Consider the following 23015-nt stretch of genomic DNA (forward strand, 5'->3'; position numbering starts at 1 on the left):
GGGGTCTCTCACAATGCAGGTTCGTGTGCTGGGTTGCTCAGGCGCCATCGCCAAAGACTGCCGCACGACCTCGTTCCTGGTCGACTCGGACCTGCTCGTCGATGCGGGCACCGGCGTCGGCGATCTCACCCTCGACGAGATGGCGTTTATCGACGATGTCGTGCTCACGCACAGCCACCTGGACCACATCGCCGCACTGCCCCTGATGCTCGACGCCGTGGGCAGCCGTCGCACCCAGCCGCTGCGCGTGCATGCGCTGCGCGCCACCATCGAAGCGCTGCGCGCGCACGTGTTCAACAACGTCATCTGGCCCGATTTCGAAAGCATTCCCAGCCCCGAGGCGCCGTTCGTGAGCTTTCACGACATCTCGGTCGGGCAGATGCTTCAACTGGGCACCGTCGCGCCCAAGCTGATCGAGGTGCTGCCTGCAGTCCACACTGTCCCGGCCTGCGGTTTCGCGGTGCGCCGGGCGACAGGCGGCGCCCATTGGGTCTTCAGCGGAGATACCGAGCGCAACGCGCCCTTCTGGGACCGCGTCAACGCGCTCGACGTGGCGATGCTGGTCATCGAAACGGCCTTCAGCAGCCGCGAGCACGCGCTGGCGGAACGCAGCCTGCACCTGTCGCCTGCAGTGCTGGCCGATGAGCTCTCGCACATCGAGCCGGGTAAGGAATACCCGATCTACATAACCCACACCAAGCCAGCGGAAACCGAAGAAATCATGAGCCAGATTGAAGTGCTGGCCGGGCGGCAGGTGGCGGGGTTGGCGCAGCGAGATATTCGCTGGTTGAAGGCGGATGGGATCTTGACGTTCTGATCCTTGATGGCACCTCAGCATGACAAATTTGTCACTGCTTGTAGCATCTTGAAGCAAGTTGTGTCACTTGCTGTAACGCCAATGTGAACAAAGGTGACGCATTCGGTCACTGCAGGGGTAGGAAAGCGGGTGGCACGGATGCTGCGGAAGGTACTCCGCTCCGGGCTGGTTCCCGGGCTTTACAACCAACCTGGAGTTTTTCTCATGAACGTTCGCAAGATCGCCCGCCGCGCACAGGCCGGCTTTACCCTTATCGAATTGATGATCGTTGTGGCGATCATTGGTATCTTGGCTGCTGTGGCTCTGCCCGCGTACCAAGATTACACGATCCGCGCCAAGGTCACGGAAGCGCTGGGCCAAGCGGCAGCTGCCAAGTTGGCTGTCGCTGAAACCGCCCAAGCTCTGGGCGGTCTGGACAAGGTTACGGCTGACTCTTCGGGCTATGCTTTTACTGCGTCCAGTGCGGCTAACGCATATGTTGCCAGCGTCGCTATCGCCGCCGGTGGTGAAATCACCGTCGTTACGAAGAACACTGGTGCGGCAACCCAGCCTTCCTTCAAGATGAGCCCGGTCCAGGCTACTGTTAACGACCAAATCACCTGGACCTGCACCAAGGCCGCCGGTGAATCCAAGCATCTGCCGGCGAGCTGCCGCGGTGCAGCGGCAGAGTAACCAATCTCTAATAGTAGAAAACAGGCCGCCTACGGGCGGCTTTTTTTCGTCTGGCAATAGGAGCAAGCAGTGCCTAGAAAATTTAATGTCCGGCAGCATGAGGTGCCTGTCCCCATATTCCGTCACCCTCTGGTGCCGAGCCCGCGGATAGCGTTTGCGCTGAGACTGCCGGATGAGTTAACGAACAATCGGTTGCCAATCTTGTGCTTATCCGGTCTGAGCGGACGCGTCAAAAGCCAGCAAGGCTGCGCTCAAGCCTTCATTCGCACCCGACCGAGCCGCAGCTGCATCAGGGCCACGCCTTAGTTCCGCAGCTTCAGAATTTTCGAGTCGAGACAATTTATTCATCATTGATAGTTTCAGCTGTTCTAGGCCTCAACCAAGAAAGCTAGTGGTGCGGCATAGCTCCCCTGCCATTGCCGCGCATTTGCCAAATAGGGAGATCGACGCCATTTGTCGCCAAAGCCCCACGCGATAGTCAAGCTGATCGAGAGTGCCCAACTGCCGGGTCATTCTGACGAAGCCCAAGTCCATATCGAGCAGTTCCGCATTGCGTTCTCGGCTGAATACGAGCTATGGCTCAAGGGCGGCCGTTGACCTTGCTACCACTTAAGGCTTCGCAACGGTTGATCGTGGTGGCGACACGCCATCTTCTCGACGCCAAAAACGCAAGCGGCCTTTGAGGCCAGCAACTTGACTGCTGGATCCCGGCGCACGCGCTCATCGGTGAAACCGCGGGTAGATGAGCCAGGATTTCAGACGAACGGTCAATTCAAGCGGGCGAGCGGGCTCCCGTCAAAGTAACAATTGCATGTAAAAACGTTACTGTTGGAAACGTTCTTCACTTGGACTCGTCATTAAAGCCCGATAGCTCCGGCACGCAATGCATAAATCAACTTTCCTACCGCAGCGGCAGAAAGGCTTCACCCTGATCGAGATGATGGTCGTTGTCGTTCTGGTCGCCATCTTGACCGTCCTGGCGCTGCCCTCGTTCACGACCATGATGGCCAATCAACGGGTGACATCGGCCGCGCAAGAGTTGCTGACCTTGCTCCAGTTCGCCCGTGCCGAGGGTGTCTATAAGCGCTCGCAGACCACCGTGACCGCGACAGGGCAGACGTGGCAAGCCAAGCTCGGGACCGAAGTGCTGCGCGAAGCCGCGCTGTCCGACGCGGTCACCATCGAGCCGGGTTCGACCGGCGGTGTGGTCTTCGAGTCCTCGGGCCAGGCGCGGACTGCCGGAGGAGGCACCTCCTATGTGGTTACGTTTTCGGCAACCAATGCAACGCGCATCCAGTGCCTCAGCGTGTCCGGCGCGGGTCTGGTGCGGCTGAAAAGCGCCGCTTCCGGCCAGGCTTGCTGATGAAGTCCGGCATTTTTGTCGCTGCCAATCACATGAAAAATCCGCGCTCTCCATCGTCGTCCCGCCAGGCGGGCATGAGCCTTATCGAGGTCCTCATGGCCGTGCTCCTGGTCAGCATCGGCCTGCTTGGCGCAGCCGGCATGCATGTACGCGCCATCGGATTCACCACGGATACCGAGCGGCGCCAGATGGCGTCGATGGTCGCTTCCGAATTGATGGAGACGATGCGGGGCGACACGCTCACCGTGCTGCAAGCCGACGGCGCACCGAAGGCCGATCTGGGCGGCTATGCGAAAGCCGCCGGGACCGCGGTCGCGACGGTTGCCGATGCAGATTGCAAGCCGTTGGCGGAAGCGCCCGCCAAGCGGCTGGGCTGCTGGGGCGCACGCGCTCGGCAACTCATGCCCGAACTGGAGAACAGCCTGATCACGAGCAACTTCGTCGTTGCGGTGGATGCGGGCACCGGCGTGATTTCCGTGACCGTCGCCTGGCCGGTCAAGAAGGGCCAATGCTTGCTCAAGGATGGAAGCGATGACCTTTTCTGCACGTATGAGTTGCGATCGAAGCTCTGAACCCATGATGCACACTTTTTCGTCGACGCTCGGCAGCGTCATCCGCCGTCCCCGCACGGTCCAGCGAGGTATCTCGCTGGTGGAACTCATGGTGGCCATTGCCGTGGGGCTCGTCGTCGTGCTGATCGCAACCACCATCTACATGGAAGGGCTGCGCAACTTCGGTTTCCGCACCAGCCAGAGCGAAAACCTGGGCAACAGCCGCTATGCGATCGGTGCCCTGGACAACGACTTCACGAAGGCTGGCTACAGGCGCGACCCGACGCAGTCGATGGACGAGGCTTTTCCGGCCAATGACGCGGCATATCCCAACGGCTGCAAATTCGCCGTAGGCCAGGCGATGTACGCCATCGACGCCAGCACCCTCTGTCTGCGCTACCAGGCCCGCGACAACAACGAGAAAGACTGCGCCGGATCAGCGGCAGGCATTGCTGCCCTGAAGGCTTACGAAGCCCCGCCGGCGCCGGAACTGGGCGCGGGCATGTTCGTCGAAAAGTACTTTCTGAGCCAGGGCGCACTGGCCTGCCAGGCCGGCAACCAGGCCGACGCCGAGAAGCAGGAGGTGGCGGCTGGCGTGCGCGACGTGCACTTCGAGTTCGGCGTCGGCAAAGGCAGCGACTCGTTTGCCGAGCGGCGCGTCGAGCAATTCAAGACTGGCACCCTTGCGGCTGACGATGTCATCCGTTCGTTGCGCTACGCCGTGCTGCTGTCCAGCACGGCCGAACGCGTGACGGGCGGCATTGATTCGAGCGCATGTGCCAGCTGGACAGCTGCGGGCGGCGCCAGCGCCAGTTGCGACGTCAGCAAAGGCCAGCTCTACCAGCTTGCCAGCGGCTCCCTAACGTTGAGAAATCTGATGCCATGAGCGCACCACGTCCTTTCCTGACCTCTTCCGCAAGGGCACGCCAGCGCGGTGCCGCGCTGTTCGTCGCAATGATCATGATGCTGCTTGTGCTCGTGCTCGCAGTGGTGGGTATGCGCACCATCACGCTGGAGTCGCGCATCGCCGGCAACATGCTCCAGAGCCAACGGCTCCAGGAAACAGCAGACGGCGCGCTGCGCGACGGCGAACGCGCCATCCAGAAATACGGTCTGGCGCTGTCGAAGTGCGCGGATGGCGCCACCACTCCCTACGACGGCGTCAAACCCTGCTTCATCTCGGAAGCTCGCACCGATGCACTCGGGTTGCAGACCTCGTTTGGCTCCATTGCCTCGGCCAGCGGCTTCACGGGGCCTTATGCCTCCTGGTACCCGCGATACATCTCCACCGTGTGTCCGAAGGGCTCGAGCGCTACCTCGGCGCTCGACGCGGCGACGGGCGGTTGCATGGAGTTCTACGAGCTCAACGCCCAAGCCACGTCCACCGACGCCGTTCAAAATTGCGGACCCCTGGCTTTTTGCCTGCGGTCCGCAATCAATCTGTTCATCAAATAGTCGAGGAGGGCTGAAATGGCTCGTTCCACAACTTCAAATCGCTCGCCCTTTCGCATCTTCCACACGGTCGGACTCCTCACGGCCGCAGCAGCCATGCTGTTCGGCCAGCACCTGGCGACCGCACAGGACAGCGGAGACACCGGCCTGGCGCAGACGCCGCTTTTCGTGAGCGAGAGCAACCCTCCGCTGAACATGCTGGTGATGGGGCGCGACCACAAGCTGTACTACGAGGCCTACAACGATGCCTCCGACCTGAACGGCGACGGCGTGATCGACGTGGGCTACAAGCCCGACCAGATCGACTACTACGGCTACTTCAACAACAACGCGTGCTACGACTACAGCAACGACAAGTTCACGCCGGCGGCAGCAGCCACGGGCGCCAAGAACAAGATCTGCGCGGGCGGAACGCGTTGGAGCGGCGACTTCCTGAACTATCTCGCGACCTCGCGCATGGATGCCATCCGGCGCGTGCTCTACGGCGGCATGCGCGTGACCGACACCACCACCAGCACCGTCCTGCAGGCCGCCTACGTGCCGCGCGACGCGCACGCCTGGGGCAAGGCGTACGACCCCGTTCGCGACGGCGCCGTCTACGACATCAGCAACTACGCGCCGCTCGCCCAGCCGGTGAGCGGCACCCGGCATCTGTTTGCCGTGACCACGCTGGGCGAGACGGGCGACGATGCGATCCCGCGCCTGCGGGTTCTCAACGACTCGAAGTTCCAGATCTGGGACTGGGTGTCCAAGGAAGGAACCGCCGGACAAGACAAGTGCCTGGGCAATGTGGACTGCGCGACGGCCGCCGGCTCGAACTTCGAGGTATTGCCCAGCAGCGCCTACCGGAATCTGACCATCATGACGTGGAAGAAGTCCACCACTGCTGCGATGCCCGCGAACAAGGCGCAGATGGATGCGTACTTCGCCACCACCTCGACCGGCAACGCGCGCGCCGTCAACCTGTGCGGCACAAGCGCGATCACCACGATCGAAACCACCGGCGGAGGCAACAACCCGTTCAGCGGCGTGAACGGTTGTACCCAGGATAACTACCTGACCCAGATCGAGGGCGAGGTCTACATTCCGGCGGCAGGGACCTACACCTTCAGTGTGGATGGTGACGACGCGGTCGATGTGACCATCGGCAATCAGACGCCCGGCTGGTACGGCGGCCACGGCTCGAACCGGACGCAGGACAATTTCGCGCTGTACGCCAAGAACGTCAGCTTCACGACGGCCGGCTGGAAGGCTGTGAAGTTCCGCCACGTCGAAGGCACCGGCGACGATAACTGGGCCTTGGCCATGAAGATCTCGCGGCCCGCGAGCACCATCGCGACCCGCAAGATCCGTGTGGAAGCCTGCTCGAGCACCAACGCAGCGTTGCGTGAGGCCAGCTGCAAGTCCTACCCGAACAGCGGCGGCACGGCCATCAACAAGCCGACCGGGCTGCTGCACGATTTCGGCGAGAACAACAAGATGTACTTCGGCCTGCTGTCGGGCTCCTATCAGAAGAACATCGCAGGGGGCATCCTGCGGCGCAACATCAGCAGCTTCGCCGACGAGCTGGATCCGCAAACCGGCGTGTACAAGACCACTGTCGCCGGCGTCGTTGCAAACATGGACCGCCTGCGCCTGATCGGTTTCAACGGCAGCCAGTACAACGACTGCGGCTGGATCGTCGACGGCCCGATCAGCGGCAAGGCAGACCCGTCGATGTGCTCGATGTGGGGCAACCCCGTGGGCGAGATGATGTTCGAGACGATGCGCTACTTCGGCGGCGCATCCGCCGCGCACAGCCAGTACGACTACGGCAGCGGGGCCAAGGACAGCGCGGATCCCCTGAACCTGTCCAAGCCCGCTTGGCTTCCCCCCTATGCGGCCAAGCCTGCCGGCGGCGGCTACCAATACTGCGCGCGCCCTGTCATGACGGTGGTGAGCGACATCAATCCCTCGTACGACACGAAGATGCCGGGGAGCCGCTTCACGTCCATCACGCCCGATGCCACTGCCCTCACCGGATTCAATGCCGCCAACGAGGTGCAGGCCATCGGCACGGCCGAGGGCATCAATGGGAAGAGCTTCTTCATCGGCCAGTCGAGCGCGACCAATGCGAACGGCGCCCCGTCGGTGAAAACGGTGAACGATCTCTCCTGGGTGCGTGGTCTGTCACCCCAGGAGCCCAGCAAGGAAGGCAGCTACTACGCCGCAGGCGTTTCGCGCTTCGGGGCGAACAATGTGGCGTTCGGCAATGCCAAGGGCAAGAACCGGTTGATGACCTATTCGGTGGCCATCGCCTCGCCGCTGCCGGAAATCCGTTTTCCTGTGGGCGGTGAGCGATACGTGACGATCTCCCCGTTTGCCAAATCGGTGAGCGGATCGGTGAGCAACCAGAACATCAATGCGGCGGTCTTCGCACCGACCGATCAGATCGTCGACTACTACGTCGACCGCATTGCCAACACCGGCACGGCCGACCAGAACCCCGACATCAACGGGGGACGGCCCTATGCGGAGTTCCGCATCAACTACGAAGACGTCGAGCAGGGCGCCGACCACGACATGGATGCGATCTCGCGCTACATCGTCTCGCTGCAGCAGGACGGCAGCGTCAAGGTGGACATGCTTTCCGAGTACGCGGCGGGCAGTATCGGCCAGCACATGGGCTATGTGATCTCGGGCACCACGCAGGACGGCATGTACCTGGAGGTGCGCGACAAGGACACCGCTTCCGCGTACTACGCGCTGAACACGCCACCTTCCCGCGCGCCGGGCTATTGCTCGACGCGGCCCAACGACACCGAGTGCGCCAACCTTCCGCTCACGGCCACCCGCACCTTCACGCCCAGCACCACCAGCACGTCGGGAACCTTCCTCAAGGGGCCGCTGTGGTACGCCGCCAAGTACGGCATGCCCGGGCGCGATCCGGCCACGGTCGTGGGCGATCCGGACAACTATTTCCTGGTCACCAACGCCACCACGCTGAAGGCGCAGATGACCAAGGCCTTCAACGACATCCTGCAGAACACCAATTCGGTGACGGCGGTGTCAGTGGACGTTCCCAACGGCACCATCGCCGCGGGTGCAGACATCTACCGCACCCGCTTCGAGGCCGATGGATGGGTTGGCGACGTCATTCGCGAGCGGCTCACGGACAACGCCACCACGGGCCTGAACTACGTGAAGCAGTGGAGTGCGGCGGAGAAGCTGGCTGCGCGCGGTGGCACGCCCCGCAAGATCTTGTATGCGGGTGCCGGCACCACCGTGCCGACGCTGAGGCCTTTCACCTTCGCGGGTATCACCGCGCAAACGGCCGATGCGGCCTGGCTCACCGCGCTCAACAAGAACCCTGCCAACAACTTGCCTGACGCCAAGGCCGAACAGCGCATCAGTTTCCTGCGCGGCGACAGCAATACGCTGCGCGTTCGCAAGAACCTCGCCAATGGCAGCGTCAACCTGCTGGGCGACATCGTCAATTCGTCGCCCCTGCGTGTGAAGGGTGCGCTCTATCGGGCGGCCGCCGCGGATGTGCTGGAAGGCACCGGAAGCAACTACGCGGACTTCGTGACCGGCCAGAACGGCCAGCCCGAGATGATTTATGTGGGCGCCAACGACGGCATGTTCCACGCCTTCCGGGCTGAGAACGGGGTCGAGGAATTCGCGTTCATTCCCACGGCGCTGCGCGGCAGCCTCAACACGCTGACCGCTCCCGACTACGGCAAGAAGGACGGCACGCCCCACCGCTACTACGTCGATGGCTCGCCCATTGCCTCGGACGTGTTTTTCGGCGGGGCATGGCACAAGGTCCTGATCGGCAGCCTGGGTGCAGGGGGCCGGCAAGTGTTCGCACTCGATGTCACCAATCCCACTTCGCCGCAGCTGCTGTGGGAGTTCGGTTCCGAGCAGAAGGCCAACATGGGCAGTTCGCTGGCGCAGCCAACCATCGCCCGCCTCAACGACCCTGCAACTGGCAAAGGCAAGTGGGTCGCGTTGGTGCCCGGTGGCTACCAGGGCGCCAACAGCACCGCGGGCGGTGGCGGTGCCAGTCTGTTCGTCCTGGACATCTCCAACGGCAGCGTGCTGCGCGAATTTGCTCTCGACGGCGGTATGACGTCCGACGAGATGACGGCGGCGATGCCCCTGGGCAACGGCCTGTCGCGCATGCTCGCCGTGGACAACACCCGCGATGGCAAGGTGGACCTGGGCTATGCAGGCGACCTCGCGGGCAATGTGTGGCGCTTCGACATGAGCAGTGGCGACGTCTCGGCCTGGACGGTGCAGAAGTTCTACACAGCGAAGGACGCTGACGGCAAGCGGCAGCCCATCACTGCGGCACCCTACGTGACGCCCCACCCCTCGGGCAAGGGCGATCTGGTGATCTTCGGCACCGGCCGCCTGCTGACGGCCAGCGACAAGAGCAACCCGCAGAAGCAGACCATGTATGGTATTTGGGAGCGCTACAACGTCAGGAATACGGCAGCGCCCTCGCCATTGCCCACGGCGGCCAAGGCGCGCGCCGATCTGCAGGGCCAGACCTTCGCCGACCTGGACGGCACAGGCAACTTTTCGCTGACCAACAACATCGTGCAGTGGTACAAGACCAACGCCACGGGCAGGACCGACGCCGATGTCCAGAAGTGGGGATGGGTCGTGGACTTGCCGCGCAACGGCGAGAAGATGGTCTACGACATGACGCTGTACGGCCGTGGGCTTTTCTTCTCGTCTGTACGGACCTCGGAAGATCCTTGCGCGGCGGGGATGAGCGGCACGATCTACGGTATCGATCCCAATGGCGGCGGCCGCACCGACTACGTCGTGTTCGACATGAACGGCGATGGGATCTTCAACTCGGCCGACGCGATTGGCGGTGGCCAGGTCAGTGGCACCGAAACCGGCGCAGGCAGGCAGACCATTCGCGGGGAACGGGTGTTCGATCCCAGCGGAAATGCGCAGCGTCGGGTCAACCACGGCTTGCAGTTCGGCCGTCAGAGCTGGCGCAAGCAGCCCCCGAACTGATGTGGCAAGCATTCAAGGAGAAACCAGTGCGCAATGCTGAAAAGGGCTTTACCCTGATCGAGCTGATGATCACAGTGGCCATCGTCGGCATTCTGGCGGCGGTTGCCTATCCGTCGTACACCGAGTACGTGTTCCGGTCGCGGCGCGTGGAAGGGCAGAACCTGCTCAACGACGCTGCGGCGCGCCAGGAGCGCTACAGGGCGCAGAACGGCAGCTACGCCACCGATGTGGACAAGCTGAAGTTACCTTCAGGCGCTGCATCGCAGAACGGCTACTACACGCTGACAATAATTGCCGGCGATGCCGGCAACGGTGGCTATGGATTGCTGGCATCGCGCGCCGGGGCCCAGGGTGCCGACAGTAAGTGCGGCAATTTCACGCTGGACGCCAAGGGAATCAAGGGCATGGCCGCCGGGACGCCGGGAACTGTGGCGACTTGCTGGCGCTAGGACCGCGCTTACAACTCGGCGCGCGTGCAAGAGGCCGGCCCGGGAGCGGTTGGCACAATCGAGCGGATGATGCTTCGTGCTGCGCCTTCCGAGGCGCCTGCCTCTTTCTCGAAGATCGGCCCTGCGGCGCGTGCAGGCCTCGTCGCGTTTCCATTTCTCTGTCCGTTCGTCGGCGGGCCCTCGGTCAATGTCTGGCAGTTGCTGGCGACATGGGCTTGCCTCGGCGGGCTGCTTGCTGTGGGGCCAGTGGCACGTTCCACGCGCGCGTTGCGGGTGTGGCTTGCCGGGTGCGCAGTTGCCGTGGTGTTGTCGCGGCATGGTGGGCCGATCTCATCTTGGCTGCCGGTTTGCGCGGCGTTGGCGGGCATCGCCGCAGCGGCCTGCGTGGGTGCGGGCATGGCGCGAGACAGATCGCCATTCATCTCGATGTTTGCGAACGGCGTTCTCGTAGCCGGCTTGGTCAGTGCCGTTGTGGGATTGCTTCAGTACTTCGGCCTGGCGGACCCACTGGTTCCCTGGACCACAGCGCCTCCGTTGGGGCAAGCCTACGGCAATCTGCGCCAGCGAAATCAGTTCGCCACGCTGATAAGCATGACCATCGTCGCGGCATTGTGGCGCTACGCCACGCGCGAAACACCGCGCGGACGCTGTGCGCTCATTGCGGCCGGATTGATTCTTGTGGCCGCTGCGGCAGCATCCACATCGAGGACGGGCATGTTGCAGTTGCTGTCCATCATCGGCATCGCGAGCATCATTGGCTGGAGAGAGCGCCGAAATTCGCGTGCGTCTCGCGGATTGCATTTCAGCTTGCCGCCGCCTGCAGCGTTGCTGGCTGCAATCCCCCTTTACTTCGCCATCGGCTGGCTCCTGCCGCATCTGGCTGGCGGCGGCGTGGAAGGAATGCTGCAGCGCCTCGAGAACGGCGCACCCGATGACCACAGCCGCCTGGTTCTCTGGCACAACGTGCTTTCGCTGATTGCCGAGCGGCCGTGGACCGGCTGGGGTTGGGGCGAACTGAGCTTTGCCCACTACACCACCTTGTACCCGGGCCCGCGATTCGCCGAGATACTGGACAACGCCCACAGCCTGCCTCTGCACCTGAGCGTCGAACTCGGAATTCCTGCGGCAGCGCTCATTTGCGGCGGCTTCATCTGGCCGGTGACAACTGCAAAACCGTGGCGCGAACGCGATCCGGCGCGCCTGATGGCGTGGGGCTTGCTGGCCATGATCGTCCTGCACAGCTTGCTCGAGTACCCACTCTGGTATGGGCCTTTCCAGCTGGTGTTCGGTCTATGCCTGGGGTTGCTATGGCCTGGACGGACGTCTGCCCACCTGAAGCCGCCGGCGCTGTCCGCTTTCGCTGCGTCTGCACTGGTCGCTGCCGTCGCGTACACCGGCTGGGACTACATCCGAATCAGCCAGATCTACCTGCCCCGAGAAGAGCGCCTGCAAGCCTACGAGGTCGACACGCTGGCGAAAATCAAGGGCTCGTGGCTGTTCTCGCGACAGGTGGATTTCGCCGAGCTGACGCTGACCACGGTGAGGGCGGACAATGCCGCCCGGATGCACGCACTTGCCGAGCGAACATTGCATTTCTCACCCGAGCCGCGCGTCATCGTCAAACTGATCGAAAGCGCCGAGTTGCTGGGACTACACGAAGAGGCTCGTGCGCAGGCCGAGCGCTTCAGGATTGCATTTCCCGCAGATTTCGCCCAATGGCTTGACGACAAGCAAGACGAGTCTCCTGCGCTGTAGCTGTTGCGTGGCGACGCGGAGTCACCCCGCCACCCAACTCCCCGACTTCCCCCCATGCTTCTCCAACACATGCACATCCGTGATCCGCATCCCCCGGTCCACCGCCTTGCACATGTCGTAGATCGTCAATAGCGCCACCTGCACGGCAGTCAACGCCTCCATCTCCACACCGGTAGGCCCCACCGTCTCCACAGTCGCCGTACAAGCCACCTGCGGCGCGCTTCCCCCTTCAGCCAGCGCAAACCCGATCGCCACCCGCGTCAACGCCAGCGGATGGCACAGCGGAATCAGATCGCTCGTCTTCTTCGCGGCCTGGATGCCGGCAATCCGCGCAACCCCCAGCACATCGCCCTTCTTCGCCGTCCCCGATTCGATCAGCGCCAGCGTCGCCGCCTGCATCTCGATGCGCCCGGTGGCGACTGCCACGCGGTGGGTTGCCGGCTTGGCGGCCACGTCGACCATGTGGGCCTGGCCCTGGGCGTCAAAATGGGTGAGTTTGCTCATTGGAATACCTTGGTGCTTCGCACTGCGGTGCGCGCTTGCTTGGGGGCGGCGCCGGCGCGGCGCTCAGGGGTGAACGTTCGTTTTGAAGATGCATCATACGAGCCCGAGCCATGGACGAGGAATGCTGCGCTTGACTCCCTCCGCAAAGCCAAAGACCACCGCAACGCCCGCCCTGCGAGCGATATGTGCTTCTGTTTTGATAGCGGCCCAGGCCTTGTTGCCGATACCCGCCAGCGCGCAGATGCAGCAGATCCTGCCCGGCCTGGGCGACGGCGGCGAAATGACCGCCAGCGCCGAGCGCAGCCTGGGCGACCAGATCGCTCGCGAGCTCTACCGCGACACCGACTACATCGACGATCCGGTGATCTCGGCCTACGTGCAGGACATCTGGCAGCGCCTGCTCGCCGCTGCGCGCGCCCGCGGCGAACTCACGCCCGAGCTGGACGAACGCTTCGCCTGGACCATCCTGCTGGGCCGCGACCGCAACATCAACGCCTTCGCGCTGCCGGGCGGCTACCTGGGGCTGAACCTGGGCCTCGTGGCCGCAGTGGGCAGCCGCGACGAGCTGGCGACGGTGCTCGGGCACGAGCTCTCTCACGTCACGCAGCGCCACATCTCACGGATCATGAACAAGCAGGGCAAGCAGATGCCGCTCATGATCGCCGGCCTGATCCTCGGGATGATCGCGGCCAGCAAGAGCCGCAGTTCCGACGCCGGCCAGGCCGTGATCATGGGGAGCCAGGCGCTGTTCATGCAGAACCAGTTGAGCTTCTCGCGCGACATGGAGCGCGAGGCCGACCGCATCGGCTTCGGCGTGATGACGCAGGCGGGATTTGCGCCCCAGGGCGCTGCGGCGATGTTCGAGAAGCTGCAGTACGCCTCGCGCCTGAACGACAACGGCTCGTACCCGTACCTGCGCAGCCACCCGCTCACGACCGAGCGCATCTCCGACATGCAGGGCCGGTTCCAGTTCCGCATGGACACGGCGCCTGCGCTGCCGCTGGCCATGGACCACGCAATGATTGCCTCGCGTGCCCGCGTGCTGACGCGGCCGGGCGTCGACGTGCTGCGGCTCTGGGTCGATGCGGCCGGCAGCGGCGAGTTCGCCCGAAGCACGCCCGCCCAGCAGGCCGGAACGCTCTATGCGGCGGCGCTGGCGGCCAAGGAGTTGCGCGACTACAAGGCCGCGCGCACGCTGGCCGAGCGGCTCGTGACCCGCACCGCGGACGACCCGGCCGCGGCGAAGCAGGCGCGATGGCTCAATGCCGAGATCGAACTGGCGGCCGGCGCGCCGGCCAAGGCGGCCGCGCTGCTCGATGCCAGGTCGAAGGAGCGACCCGAGATGATCCTCGCGGCCGAGGCCGCAAGCGCCACGCGCCAGCCCGCGCCGATGATTCCCGTGCTGCGCGACTGGGTCGCGGCCAACCCTCGCGATGCCACGGCGTGGCGCGTGCTCGGCAACCTGTATGGCGCGCAGAACGACACGCTGCGCGCGGTGCGCGCCGACGCCGAAGCCAATGTGGCGATCCTCGATTACCCCGCGGCGCGCGATCGCTTCAAGGCGGCGCAGGAGCTGGTGCGCAAGTCGGGCGCGCCCATCGACCACTACGAAGCGTCGATCATCGACACCCGCGCACGGGCCGTCGATGTGCTGGTGAAGCAGCAGGCGGAAGAGCCGCCGCTGAAGTAGCGCCAGCGGCGCGCGATGCTCAGCGCTTGGAGAGCAGCCCGCCGAGCGCGGTTTCGATGAGAAGGCCCAGCAGCGAATAGATCAGCGAGCCGATCAGCGCCGCCACGAAGCCGTTGACATGAAAGCCGGCGAGGAGCCCCGACGCTGCCCAGAACAGCAGCGCGTTGATCACGAACAGGAACAGCCCGAGCGTGACGATCGTGACCGGCAGCGTCAGCACCACCAGCACCGGCCGCACGATCATGTTGAGGAGGCCGATCACCGCGGCCGCAATGAGCGCGGAGCCGAAGCTGTTGACCTGGACACCGCTGTAGAGATAAGCCACCGCCAGCAGCGCGACAGCGCTGAGCAGCCATTTGATGATGATGCGCATGCGGCGCAGGATACCCCAGAGCCCTCAAAACAACGAGCCCCGGAGCGTTGCCGCGCCGGGGCTCGTCGAGGAGTGTCTGCCTTGCCTATTCAGCCAGTTCGTTCGCCAGTACCAGCAATGCACCCATGCCCATCACCGCGCCGGGAAAGGCCCAGCCCGACTGGTGAGCCGGCGTTTGCTCCGGAGTGACAGGTTCCAAGTCGACGCCGATCTTCGGGCGGCGCGCATCGACCACGTGGGTGGCCGAATGCTCGCGCTTGAGTTGCTGCGTGAGCTCCGCGAGCGGGCCCTTGGCCAGCACCGCCGTCACCTGTCCGCCGTTGCGCTCCAGCAGGGGCAGCAGCTGCGCCTGCACCTTGCTGAACCACTTGGCACGCCAGTTCTCGCGCGCGCTGTGGCTCACCCACTTGCTGATGCGATGCGTCATGCGCGGCGCGCAGGCCACGAGCACCCAATGGCGCGCCACGACGCTGTTGGCGTCCGGCGCGAGTTCGGCGAACTGCTCGCTGGCATACACGGCGTCGTCGACATAAAGAATGATCTTTTCCATGAGTGCTCCTTCGGATAGTTAGAGTGGCAGAGACTGGTTTGGACAGGAAAGTTTCTCAGCGAAGTTTCTGGCGATCAATGGGGTAAGCCAGTGCTCAGCCGGTCGTCACGGCCGCGGCCGGCTTGTTGCGCGCCTGGCGCATGGCCACCCATTTGCCGATCGCGAGCACCAGCAGCGCACCGCCGATGCCGGCTGCGTACTTGATCGTGTCGGTCTGCGGCACCTTGGGCACCCAGGTCCAGTTGGCGGGGTTCGCCAGGGCCGGGTCGGACACAGCCATCGTGCCGGCGATCCAGCCGAGCAGCATGCCGCCCAGCGTGATGATCAGCGGGAAGCGGTCCATCAGCTTGATGACCAGCTGGCTGCCCCAGACGATGATCGGAATGCTCACCAGCAGGCCGAAGATCACGAGCGGCATCTGGTGCCCTTCGCCCGCACCCTGTGCGGCGCCGGCGATGGCGATCACGTTGTCCACGCTCATCACCAGGTCGGCAATGATCACGGTCTTGACGGCGCCCCAGAGCTTGTCGCTGCCGGCGATGTTGCCGTGCGCGTCGTCATGCTCGGGAGCCAGGAGCTTGATGCCGATCCACAGCAGCAGGATGGCACCCACCAGCTTCAGGAACGGAATGGCCAGCAGCGTGAGCGCGAAGAAGATCAGGATCACGCGCAGGATGATGGCGCCGGCGGTGCCCCAAAGAATGCCCTTGGTGCGTTGGGCCGGCGGGAGTTTGCGGCATGCCAGCGCGATGACGACGGCGTTGTCGCCACCGAGCAGGATGTCGATCATGATGATCTGACCGACAGCGACCCAGAACTCCGGGGTCATGAACAGTTCCATAGATTCCTCTTTGTCTTCGCGCCGTTCCTGCCGTTCCTTGATTGGATCTCGACGGGCAGGCGCATACCGATGCGTTTCGATTCATCCCGCGCGGGGCTGATCGAAAGCGAGGAAATGGAGGCACCAGGTGACACCGGGGACTCGCGAACGCTTCGACCAAACCTGCACAGGTTCAAATCGAAGGTCTTGCTCGACAGCGCCTGCGCCGGTGCGCATGCGTTGCCCGAAAGGCCGGAAGTGTTGTGCTTCGTATTGACGACCTGTCGATTTCCGCCGTTGTGCAGCGGGCGGGAGCTACTCCCCTTCGTGGGCGGGATTAAAGCATCGAAGGTCGCGGCGTGGCAACCGAAAGTTTTCAGGCATTTAAAAAGAACCGCCCGGAAAGGCTCATGAACAGGGGATTTGGTGCTATCTGATTTGTAGCGTTCATGTCCCTTCGAGGCTGCGGGACATTGGCGGACTATGATCGCCGCTCGCTGCTTTTTCACTCCCCCATGGCCGCCATCCACATCACCGACATCGAGGCCGCCATCAACCACTGGCGCGCCAAGAGTCCCTCGCCCGACGGCGTCACGCTGGCGCCGCAATTGCGGGCGCTCGCCGAGGTCTACGCGCTCATGGTGTTCCACCACGAGGACGAGGTCGACGAAGTCGGCTTCCCGCCCAAGGCCTGGGCCGCCTGGCTCGATTGGTACCACAGCACCCCCGACACCCCCTGCATCGCGATCTGCTCCACCAGCCAGGGCGACGACGAATGCAAGGGCTGCGGACGCACCTTCGACGAAGTGCAGCACTGGCCCGCCATGACCCCGGTCGAGAAGCGCGTGACCTGGCGCCGCATCACGATGGAAGACTCGGCCTGGCGCTTCAACAAATACGCCGAGCGGGCGCGCGAAGCCGAGCCGCCGCAGTGGCCCGACGATCCCGCCGAGCCCCTCGGCCCCGACGACACGCCCTGAGAGGCAGCCCATGCGTCGCCTCGCCCAAGCGCCCAATCTCGCGATCGCGACCCTCTGGGTTCACGCGCTGCGGGAAGACGGCGTCGAAGCCACGGTGCAGCGCGAATTCCTCGGCGCCGTGATGGGCCAGTTGCCGCCCGACCAGTGCCTGCCCGAAATCTGGATCGACGACGACGCCCAGTTCGAGCGCGCCAAGGAGTTGCTGCATGCGGTACAGCACCGCCCGCAGCGCAACTGGCAATGCGTCTGCGGCGAGCGGATCGAAGGCGGTTTCGAGCAGTGCTGGCAGTGCGGCGAGATGATGCCGGCGGCATAGATCCCTGCCTTTTCGCGCACACCGCGGAACACCGCGGAACCGGCGTCGCCGGGCCGCAGGTGTTGCCCCCGGCAGGGGGCGGGCGAAGCGACACGAAGTGCGCGGAGCCTGGGGGCGAGCCCTACTTCCAGCGCAGCAGTTCGACGTCGATGCTGTTCGTGCCGTCGCCCAGCGTGAGCGTGTTTTCCTGGATCGTCGCCTGCAGCTGCATGCTGCGTTGCGCCAGCGCGGCCAGCGCCTGCGAGGCCTCGGTCGGCACGCGGTAGACCTTCAGGTTCTGCGGCCGCGTGAGCTTGTTCTCGATGCCGCGCCACCAGATCTCGGCGGCATGGTTGAAGCAATAGACGACCACCTCGTCCGCCTTGCCGCACGCCTTGATGATGGGCTTGTCCTCGGGCTGGCCGACTTCGATCCAGATCTTGGTCTCGCCCGTGAAGTCGCGCAGCCAGACGTCGGGCTCCTCGACGTTCGAGAGGCCCGCGCCGAACGCCAGCGTGCCGTCGCCCTGGCAGATGTCCTGCAGCTGGTGGGCGTTGAGCGCGAGCGCGACGAGCCGGATCATCATCCGTTCGTCGGTCTCGCTCGGGTGGCGCGCCAGGGTCAGCGCATGGTCGGCGTAATAGCCGTGGTCGATGTCGGCCACCGCGAGGGTGGCCTTGAAGATGGTGGATTTGAGGGCCATGGGTGCGCGAGTATGCCTGCCGTGGACGCCCGCGCCGGGCAGTCCTCAGAACGCCACAGATGCCTGCAGGTACACCGTGCGCGGCTGCCCCACGTACTTGCCGCCGTTGTTGTCCACCGAACGGTTGTAGTAGCGGCGGTCGAACAGGTTCTTCACGCCGACGGCCAGCTTCAGGTGGCTCATCGACGGGCCGAAGTCGTAGGCGGCGCGCAGGTTCATCGTGGTGTAGCCCGGGATGTTGCCGAGCCGGCCGGTCGAATCTTCCAGCGTCACGTACTGCGCGCCGTCGTCCGGCGAGCCGGGCGAACGTTGCTTCGATTGCGCGTACACGTCGGCATTGAGCGTCCACGGACCGCGCTCGTAGCGCGCACCCAGCGTGAGGATCTGGCGCGAATAGAACGGCAGGTCGCGCCCGGCGAAGTTGCCGGCTTTCGACGTGGCCTGCGTGTACGTGTAGGTGCCCGACACCGTCAGGCCCTTGAGCGATGCGCTCAGGTCGCCCAGCTCGTAGCGCAGCGCCGATTCGACGCCGCGGTGCCGCGTGGCGCCCAGGTCGGTCCACTGGCCGACGTCGCCGGTAATGGAGCGCGCGAGCAGCAGCTCCTTGTCGAAGTTGATGTTGAACAGCGTCAGCTCGCCGCTCCAGGCTTCGCCTTTGTAATGCGTGCCGATTTCGTAGGTCTTGGCCTTCTCGGGGTGCAAGCTGGTGGTCGACTGCGCGAGCTGGGCGTATTGCTGTGGGCCGAACGACACCCCAGCATTCGCGAACAGCGACCAGCGCTCGTTCATGCGGTAGAGCACCGAGAGCGTCGGCAGCACTTCGTTGGAATCGATCTTCGGGTAGATCGCGTTCGTGATGCGGTTGTTCGCCACGGTGAACACGTCGTTGTGCGAGCGGAAGGATTCATAGCGCACGCCGGGCGTGATCGTCCAGTTGCCGATGTCGATGCGGTCGTCGATGTAGAACGCGTGCGCGACCGTGCCGCCCTTGCTGGTCTGGTAAGCGGGGTTGGCCAGGCTGTAGGCGTCGAAGCCCGGGCGCGGCGTGTAGTAGGCGCTGCGCGTTGCGACCTCTGAGGCTTCTTCGCGCAGGTAGCGGAAACCGACGCTGACTTCCTGCACCACGTCGCCCGAATCGATCAGGCGCGAATAGCGCGGCTCGATCGCGAAGGTCTTGTAGTTGCGCGGCGCGCTGGTCAGGCGTCGCTTGCCGGCGTTGGCGCCGGTGCCTTCCTGCTCCAGGTGGCTGCCGCGGAACGAGTCGGTGTAGTAGCTCAGCATCTCGAACTTGTTCACGCCGTCGTTGTGCGTGTACTTGATCGAGCCGTCGGTGCGCCGGCCGGTGAATTCGTCGAAGGGGCGGTCCGACTGGAACGGGTTGGCCGCGAACTGCGCCGTTGTCAGGCCGCCGGGCATGCGGCCGCTGCCTTCGAAGTGATGCAGCGACACCGCGATGTCGTCGGTGCTGGAGATGCGGTAGGCGCCCTTGAGCATCAGGTCGTCGATGCTGGTGTGGTCGTTGCTCTGGCGAAAGCCGTTGCCGTGCGTGCCCGAATACAAGAGCGCCAGGCCCAGGCCCTTGTCGTTGGTGCCGCCGACGAACAGCGTGGGCGTCGTCTTGGTGCCGCCGCCGTGGCCGGCGCTCTCGATGCCCACGCCTACCTCGCCCGAGAACTGCTTGGGGATCGCACGCGTCACGAAGTTGATGATGCCGCCCACGTTCTGGGGACCGTAGCGCACCGAACCGGCACCGCGCACCACATCGACCGTCTCGATGCTGCCGAGCGAAAGCGGCGCCAGCGACAGCTGCGGCTGGCCGTAAGGTGCGTAGGCCAGCGGCACGCCGTCCAGCAGGATGGTCGAGCGCGGCGACAGCCGCGAGGTGAGGCCCCGCACGCCCACGTTGAGAGAAATATCGCTGCCGCCCGTGCCGTTGCTCTCCTGCACCTGCACGCCCGGGATCTGGCGCAGCACGTCGCGCACGCTGGAGGCGCCGCTTTCCTCGATCTGCTTGCGCTCGACGATGCTGCGCGCGCCGGCATGCTCGAGCACCTTCTTCTCGTTGGGGTTGGCGAGCCAGTCGCCGGTGACGGTGATGGTTTCCAGCGACGCCTTGGACGGGTCGGCCGCGGGCTCGGCGTCGGCGGCGAAGCTCTGCAGGCTCAGGGGTAACAGCGCCATCGCAATGGCTGTGCGTTTGTGCGGGAACAAGGGGACTCCTCCGGGAATGGGAAAAAGCAGAAAAACCGTGTGCGCAGGACGTGAGGCGTCTTCTTCGGGGGCGGGACGCCTCAGGACGTTGTTCGGCTGGAAAGCGCGTTGTTGTTGCGGGCTGCGGCGGCTAGCGTGCGGCGGCGCCACCAGAGCCAGATGCCGCTGAAACCCAGGCCGCCGAGCGCAAGACCCAGCAGCGCGGTGACGACCTGGTGGGCCACGCCGCCCAGTTCGCCCGTGTGCAGCGGGAAGATCACCGCCACCGCGCCGTTGCCGGCGTCCAGGTCCTGCCACTTGCGCGCGGCCATCACCTGGCCGCTCACCGGGTTCATCCACACCGAGCTGATGCCGTTGGGATGCGGGTCGTCCGGCAGCCGGAAGCGCACGCGCACGGGCCGGTCGTCCTTGCCGGGCACGAGCACATAGCCGATCGGCTGGCCCGGGTACACCTGCTGCGCGCGGGCGACGATGTCGTCCAGCGGCGCGCGCGGGCCGCTTGCGCCGCCCTTCGGGATCGTCGGCGCCTTGACCGGCTGCTGCCCCATGGCGGCGGAGATGAAGCCGCCCAGCGGCCGCCACGCCATGTAGGCGCCCGTGGCCACCGACACCGCGATCAGGAGGCCCAGCACCGCGCCGCCCGTGCGGTGCAGGTCGAACAGGCCGCGCAGGAGTCCGCGGTTCAGCACGATGCGCAGCGACGGCGGCCAGCGTGCGGGCCACCAGAGCACCAGGCCTGTCACCAGCAGGAACAGGTACGAGAGCGCCACGAACGCCAGGATGCCCTTGCCGGTGCTGCCCAGCAGCAGGCTGTTGTGGACCTTGTAGGCCAGGTTGTAGAAGCCCTCTTCGGTGCCGCGCCGCCCCTGCTCGGCGCCGGTGGCGGGGTCCAGGTATAGCGTGCCGTCCCACTTGCCGCGCACCAGGACCCAGAGCGTTTCGTCGGGGTGGTGGGGCGGGCGCAGCGTGAAGCTGGTGTCGGGGCCGAACTCGGCCAGGATGCGCTGGCGCAGCGGCTCGAGCGGCAACGCGGCCGTGGCCGCGATGGCATCACCCGCGCTGCGCGCGACGAACAAGTCGGAATGGATCTCGCGGTCGATCGGCCGGGACACCACCAGCACCGCGCCGAGCAGCGCGGTGAGGGCCAGGATCGGGCCGAGGGTGAGCCCGGTCCAGCGGTGGATCTTCAGCCAGAGACGTCGCAGCGGAGCGCGCAGCATGAATCACGGGGACCTCGGAGAGTCCCGTCATGGTTGTTGGCTGGCGTGCCCGTGAAAGGGCGCGTTGGCTGGGAAATCGGGGTCTGTGTGCGGACCGCACCAACCGTTTGCCGCGGTTGGTAGATCGATGCACAAGCGCGTCAGATTCTACCGGCGAGCTCCGCAGCCTTGCCGACGTAGCTCGCGGGCGTCATGGCCAGCAGGCGGGCTTTTTCTTCTTCCGGAATGGCCAGCGAGCGGATCAACCCGTGCAGCGCCTCGGCCGTGACGGTCTTGCCGCGCGTCACTTCCTTGAGCTGCTCGTAGGCGCCCTGCACGCCGTAGCGGCGCATCACGGTCTGGATCGGCTCGGCCAGCACTTCCCACGACGCATCGAGGTCTTCGGCCAGCGCCTCTTCGTTGAGCTCCAGCTTGCCCAGGCCCGTGGCCAGGCTCGCGTAGGCGAGCGTCGCGTAGCCGAAGGCCACGCCGATGTTGCGCAGCACGGTGCTGTCGGTCAGGTCGCGCTGCCAGCGGCTGATGGGGAGCTTCTCGCTCAGGTGGCGCAGCACCGCGTTGGCCAGGCCCAGGTTGCCCTCGGCGTTCTCGAAGTCGATCGGGTTGACCTTGTGCGGCATCGTCGAGGAGCCGATCTCGCCCTTCTTCAGACGCTGCTTGAAGTAGCCCAGGCTCACATAGCCCCAGACGTCACGCGAGAAGTCCACCAGGATGGTGTTGGCACGCGCCACCGCGTCGAAGAGCTCCGCCATGTAGTCGTGCGGCTCGATCTGGATGCTGTACGGCTGGAAGCTCAGGCCCAGGCCCAGCGGCGCGGGCGTCTCGATGACCTTGCGGCTGAAGGCTTCCCAGTCGAACTCGGGCCAGGCGGCCAGGTGGGCGTTGTAGTTGCCGACGGCGCCGTTCATCTTGCCGAGCAGTTGCACCGAGGCGATCTGCGCGCGGGCCTTCGACAGGCGCACCGCCACATTGGCGATTTCCTTGCCGACGGTGGTCGGGCTGGCGGTCTGGCCGTGGGTGCGCGAGAGCATCGAGACGCCCGCGAACTGGTGCGCCATTTCGCGCAGCTTGGCGATCAGGCCGTCGATGGCCGGGAGCACCACCTTCTCGCGCGCGGCCTGGATCTGCAGGGCGTGGCTGGTGTTGTTGATGTCTTCGCTGGTGCAGGCGAAGTGCACGAACTCGGCGGCGGCCAGCAGCTCGGGCCGGGCTTCGAACTTGGACTTGATCCAGTATTCGACCGCCTTCACGTCGTGGTTGGTGGTTTTCTCGATCTCCTTGATGGCCAGTGCGTCGGCCTCGGAGAAATGGGACACCAGGCCCAGCAGGTACTTGCGGGCGCCGCCGGTGAGGGGCTTGAATTCGGCGAAACCGCAGTCGGACAGCGCAATGAACCACGCCACCTCGACTTGCACGCGCCGGTGCATATAGCCCTGTTCGCTCATCAGCGGACGCAGCGCCGCGAGTTTGGCCGCATAGCGGCCGTCAAGGGGGGAGAGGGCGGAGACGGTGGAAAAGCTCATGCCCGAATTTTAGGCGGCCGGCGGTCCGTGGGGTCGTACCGACACATTGGGGTGGATCCGGGCCTGCGGCTTTC

Annotated in this window: 21 protein-coding genes; 13 read left to right on the top strand and 8 right to left on the bottom strand. The window is 64.8% G+C overall.

Annotated elements, in window-relative coordinates:
* The first annotated feature begins 13 nt into the window (after window positions 1-13).
* The 10 genes from RT97_RS03245 to RT97_RS03285 all read left to right on the top strand — a co-directional run bounded on the left by RT97_RS03245 (window position 14) and on the right by RT97_RS03285 (window position 12075).
* Complete coding sequence (locus RT97_RS03245) at window positions 14-817, top strand: 3',5'-cyclic-nucleotide phosphodiesterase (protein WP_042577350.1); 804 nt, start codon at window positions 14-16, stop codon at window positions 815-817.
* 204 nt (window positions 818-1021) lie between these two features.
* Window positions 1022-1489: a pilin gene (locus tag RT97_RS03250; RefSeq protein ID WP_042577351.1), complete on the top strand. Its 468-nt coding sequence runs from the start codon at window positions 1022-1024 to the stop codon at window positions 1487-1489.
* A 453-nt stretch (window positions 1490-1942) separates the two neighbouring features.
* Complete coding sequence (locus RT97_RS34180) at window positions 1943-2086, top strand: hypothetical protein (RefSeq protein ID WP_155403716.1); 144 nt, start codon at window positions 1943-1945, stop codon at window positions 2084-2086.
* 286 nt (window positions 2087-2372) lie between these two features.
* Complete coding sequence (locus tag RT97_RS03255) at window positions 2373-2852, top strand: GspH/FimT family pseudopilin (protein WP_042577352.1); 480 nt, start codon at window positions 2373-2375, stop codon at window positions 2850-2852.
* Window positions 2852-3424, top strand: a complete 573-nt coding sequence (pilV, locus tag RT97_RS03260; RefSeq protein WP_253278114.1) for a type IV pilus modification protein PilV — start codon at window positions 2852-2854, stop codon at window positions 3422-3424. The genes RT97_RS03255 and pilV overlap by 1 nt, the downstream gene beginning before the upstream one ends.
* Window positions 3384-4289, top strand: a complete 906-nt coding sequence (locus RT97_RS03265; protein ID WP_253278115.1) for a PilW family protein — start codon at window positions 3384-3386, stop codon at window positions 4287-4289. Before pilV ends, RT97_RS03265 begins: the two co-directional genes overlap by 41 nt.
* Window positions 4286-4858 (top strand): pilus assembly PilX family protein, encoded by a 573-nt coding sequence (locus RT97_RS03270; protein ID WP_042577353.1) that lies wholly within the window; start codon window positions 4286-4288, stop codon window positions 4856-4858. The genes RT97_RS03265 and RT97_RS03270 overlap by 4 nt, the downstream gene beginning before the upstream one ends.
* A gap of 15 nt (window positions 4859-4873) precedes the next feature.
* Window positions 4874-9871, top strand: a complete 4998-nt coding sequence (locus RT97_RS03275) for a PilC/PilY family type IV pilus protein (RefSeq protein WP_253278116.1) — start codon at window positions 4874-4876, stop codon at window positions 9869-9871.
* Entirely contained in the window at window positions 9871-10320 is a 450-nt protein-coding gene (locus tag RT97_RS03280; protein WP_042577355.1) for a type IV pilin protein, read from the top strand. The genes RT97_RS03275 and RT97_RS03280 overlap by 1 nt, the downstream gene beginning before the upstream one ends.
* 69 nt (window positions 10321-10389) lie before the next feature.
* Window positions 10390-12075, top strand: a complete 1686-nt coding sequence (locus RT97_RS03285) for a PglL family O-oligosaccharyltransferase (RefSeq protein WP_437184088.1) — start codon at window positions 10390-10392, stop codon at window positions 12073-12075.
* A gap of 21 nt (window positions 12076-12096) precedes the next feature.
* Here RT97_RS03285 and moaC read toward each other — a convergent pair whose 3' ends face one another.
* Window positions 12097-12579, bottom strand: coding sequence for a cyclic pyranopterin monophosphate synthase MoaC (gene moaC, locus RT97_RS03290; RefSeq protein ID WP_042577357.1), 483 nt, complete (start codon window positions 12577-12579; stop codon window positions 12097-12099).
* A gap of 121 nt (window positions 12580-12700) precedes the next feature.
* Between moaC and RT97_RS03295 the strand changes: the two genes are divergently transcribed.
* Complete coding sequence (locus RT97_RS03295) at window positions 12701-14269, top strand: M48 family metalloprotease (RefSeq protein ID WP_042577358.1); 1569 nt, start codon at window positions 12701-12703, stop codon at window positions 14267-14269.
* A gap of 19 nt (window positions 14270-14288) precedes the next feature.
* Here RT97_RS03295 and RT97_RS03300 read toward each other — a convergent pair whose 3' ends face one another.
* The 3 genes from RT97_RS03300 to RT97_RS03310 all read right to left on the bottom strand — a co-directional run bounded on the left by RT97_RS03300 (window position 14289) and on the right by RT97_RS03310 (window position 16033).
* Complete coding sequence (locus tag RT97_RS03300) at window positions 14289-14642, bottom strand: phage holin family protein (RefSeq protein WP_042577359.1); 354 nt, start codon at window positions 14640-14642, stop codon at window positions 14289-14291.
* An 85-nt stretch (window positions 14643-14727) separates the two neighbouring features.
* Window positions 14728-15192 carry a hypothetical protein gene (locus RT97_RS03305; protein WP_042577360.1) on the bottom strand — a complete coding sequence of 155 codons (465 nt, stop codon included), beginning with the start codon at window positions 15190-15192 and terminating at the stop codon, window positions 14728-14730.
* A 94-nt stretch (window positions 15193-15286) separates the two neighbouring features.
* Window positions 15287-16033: a TerC family protein gene (locus RT97_RS03310; RefSeq protein WP_042577361.1), complete on the bottom strand. Its 747-nt coding sequence runs from the start codon at window positions 16031-16033 to the stop codon at window positions 15287-15289.
* Window positions 16034-16527: 494 nt separating this feature from the next.
* Here RT97_RS03310 and RT97_RS03315 point away from each other — a divergent pair, with 494 nt between their 5' ends.
* Window positions 16528-16992: a DUF3717 domain-containing protein gene (locus RT97_RS03315; RefSeq protein WP_042577362.1), complete on the top strand. Its 465-nt coding sequence runs from the start codon at window positions 16528-16530 to the stop codon at window positions 16990-16992.
* A 10-nt stretch (window positions 16993-17002) separates the two neighbouring features.
* Entirely contained in the window at window positions 17003-17308 is a 306-nt protein-coding gene (locus RT97_RS03320) for a putative signal transducing protein (RefSeq protein WP_042577363.1), read from the top strand.
* A gap of 121 nt (window positions 17309-17429) precedes the next feature.
* Here the strand turns inward: RT97_RS03320 and RT97_RS03325 are convergent, their stop codons facing one another.
* From RT97_RS03325 to purB, 4 genes are all read right to left on the bottom strand, one after another.
* Entirely contained in the window at window positions 17430-17990 is a 561-nt protein-coding gene (locus tag RT97_RS03325) for a YaeQ family protein (RefSeq protein WP_042577364.1), read from the bottom strand.
* Window positions 17991-18035: 45 nt separating this feature from the next.
* Window positions 18036-20171 (bottom strand): TonB-dependent receptor family protein, encoded by a 2136-nt coding sequence (locus RT97_RS03330; RefSeq protein WP_042577365.1) that lies wholly within the window; start codon window positions 20169-20171, stop codon window positions 18036-18038.
* 110 nt (window positions 20172-20281) lie between these two features.
* Window positions 20282-21421 (bottom strand): PepSY-associated TM helix domain-containing protein, encoded by a 1140-nt coding sequence (locus tag RT97_RS03335; RefSeq protein WP_042577366.1) that lies wholly within the window; start codon window positions 21419-21421, stop codon window positions 20282-20284.
* Window positions 21422-21561: 140 nt separating this feature from the next.
* Window positions 21562-22941, bottom strand: coding sequence for an adenylosuccinate lyase (gene purB / locus RT97_RS03340; protein WP_042577367.1), 1380 nt, complete (start codon window positions 22939-22941; stop codon window positions 21562-21564).
* Window positions 22942-23015 lie beyond the last annotated feature (74 nt).

Source organism: Variovorax paradoxus (assembly GCF_000834655.1).
Taxonomy (GTDB): domain Bacteria; phylum Pseudomonadota; class Gammaproteobacteria; order Burkholderiales; family Burkholderiaceae_C; genus Variovorax; species Variovorax paradoxus_F.

Bases quoted from the DNA above. Each gene is read 5' to 3' on its own strand.
- moaC (WP_042577357.1), bottom strand. From the start codon at position 12,579: ATGAGCAAACTCACCCATTTTGACGCCCAGGGCCAGGCCCACATGGTC.
- RT97_RS03325 (WP_042577364.1), bottom strand. From the start codon at position 17,990: ATGGCCCTCAAATCCACCATCTTCAAGGCCACCCTCGCGGTGGCCGAC.
- RT97_RS03255 (WP_042577352.1), top strand. From the start codon at position 2,373: ATGCATAAATCAACTTTCCTACCGCAGCGGCAGAAAGGCTTCACCCTG.
- RT97_RS03285 (WP_437184088.1), top strand. From the start codon at position 10,390: ATGCTTCGTGCTGCGCCTTCCGAGGCGCCTGCCTCTTTCTCGAAGATC.
- RT97_RS03315 (WP_042577362.1), top strand. From the start codon at position 16,528: ATGGCCGCCATCCACATCACCGACATCGAGGCCGCCATCAACCACTGG.
- RT97_RS03275 (WP_253278116.1), top strand. From the start codon at position 4,874: ATGGCTCGTTCCACAACTTCAAATCGCTCGCCCTTTCGCATCTTCCAC.
- RT97_RS03265 (WP_253278115.1), top strand. From the start codon at position 3,384: ATGACCTTTTCTGCACGTATGAGTTGCGATCGAAGCTCTGAACCCATG.
- RT97_RS03245 (WP_042577350.1), top strand. From the start codon at position 14: ATGCAGGTTCGTGTGCTGGGTTGCTCAGGCGCCATCGCCAAAGACTGC.
- RT97_RS03330 (WP_042577365.1), bottom strand. From the start codon at position 20,171: ATGGCGCTGTTACCCCTGAGCCTGCAGAGCTTCGCCGCCGACGCCGAG.
- RT97_RS03320 (WP_042577363.1), top strand. From the start codon at position 17,003: ATGCGTCGCCTCGCCCAAGCGCCCAATCTCGCGATCGCGACCCTCTGG.
- RT97_RS03250 (WP_042577351.1), top strand. From the start codon at position 1,022: ATGAACGTTCGCAAGATCGCCCGCCGCGCACAGGCCGGCTTTACCCTT.
- purB (WP_042577367.1), bottom strand. From the start codon at position 22,941: ATGAGCTTTTCCACCGTCTCCGCCCTCTCCCCCCTTGACGGCCGCTAT.
- pilV (WP_253278114.1), top strand. From the start codon at position 2,852: ATGAAGTCCGGCATTTTTGTCGCTGCCAATCACATGAAAAATCCGCGC.
- RT97_RS03300 (WP_042577359.1), bottom strand. From the start codon at position 14,642: ATGCGCATCATCATCAAATGGCTGCTCAGCGCTGTCGCGCTGCTGGCG.
- RT97_RS03305 (WP_042577360.1), bottom strand. From the start codon at position 15,192: ATGGAAAAGATCATTCTTTATGTCGACGACGCCGTGTATGCCAGCGAG.
- RT97_RS03335 (WP_042577366.1), bottom strand. From the start codon at position 21,421: ATGCTGCGCGCTCCGCTGCGACGTCTCTGGCTGAAGATCCACCGCTGG.
- RT97_RS03310 (WP_042577361.1), bottom strand. From the start codon at position 16,033: ATGGAACTGTTCATGACCCCGGAGTTCTGGGTCGCTGTCGGTCAGATC.
- RT97_RS03280 (WP_042577355.1), top strand. From the start codon at position 9,871: ATGTGGCAAGCATTCAAGGAGAAACCAGTGCGCAATGCTGAAAAGGGC.
- RT97_RS03270 (WP_042577353.1), top strand. From the start codon at position 4,286: ATGAGCGCACCACGTCCTTTCCTGACCTCTTCCGCAAGGGCACGCCAG.
- RT97_RS03295 (WP_042577358.1), top strand. From the start codon at position 12,701: ATGCTGCGCTTGACTCCCTCCGCAAAGCCAAAGACCACCGCAACGCCC.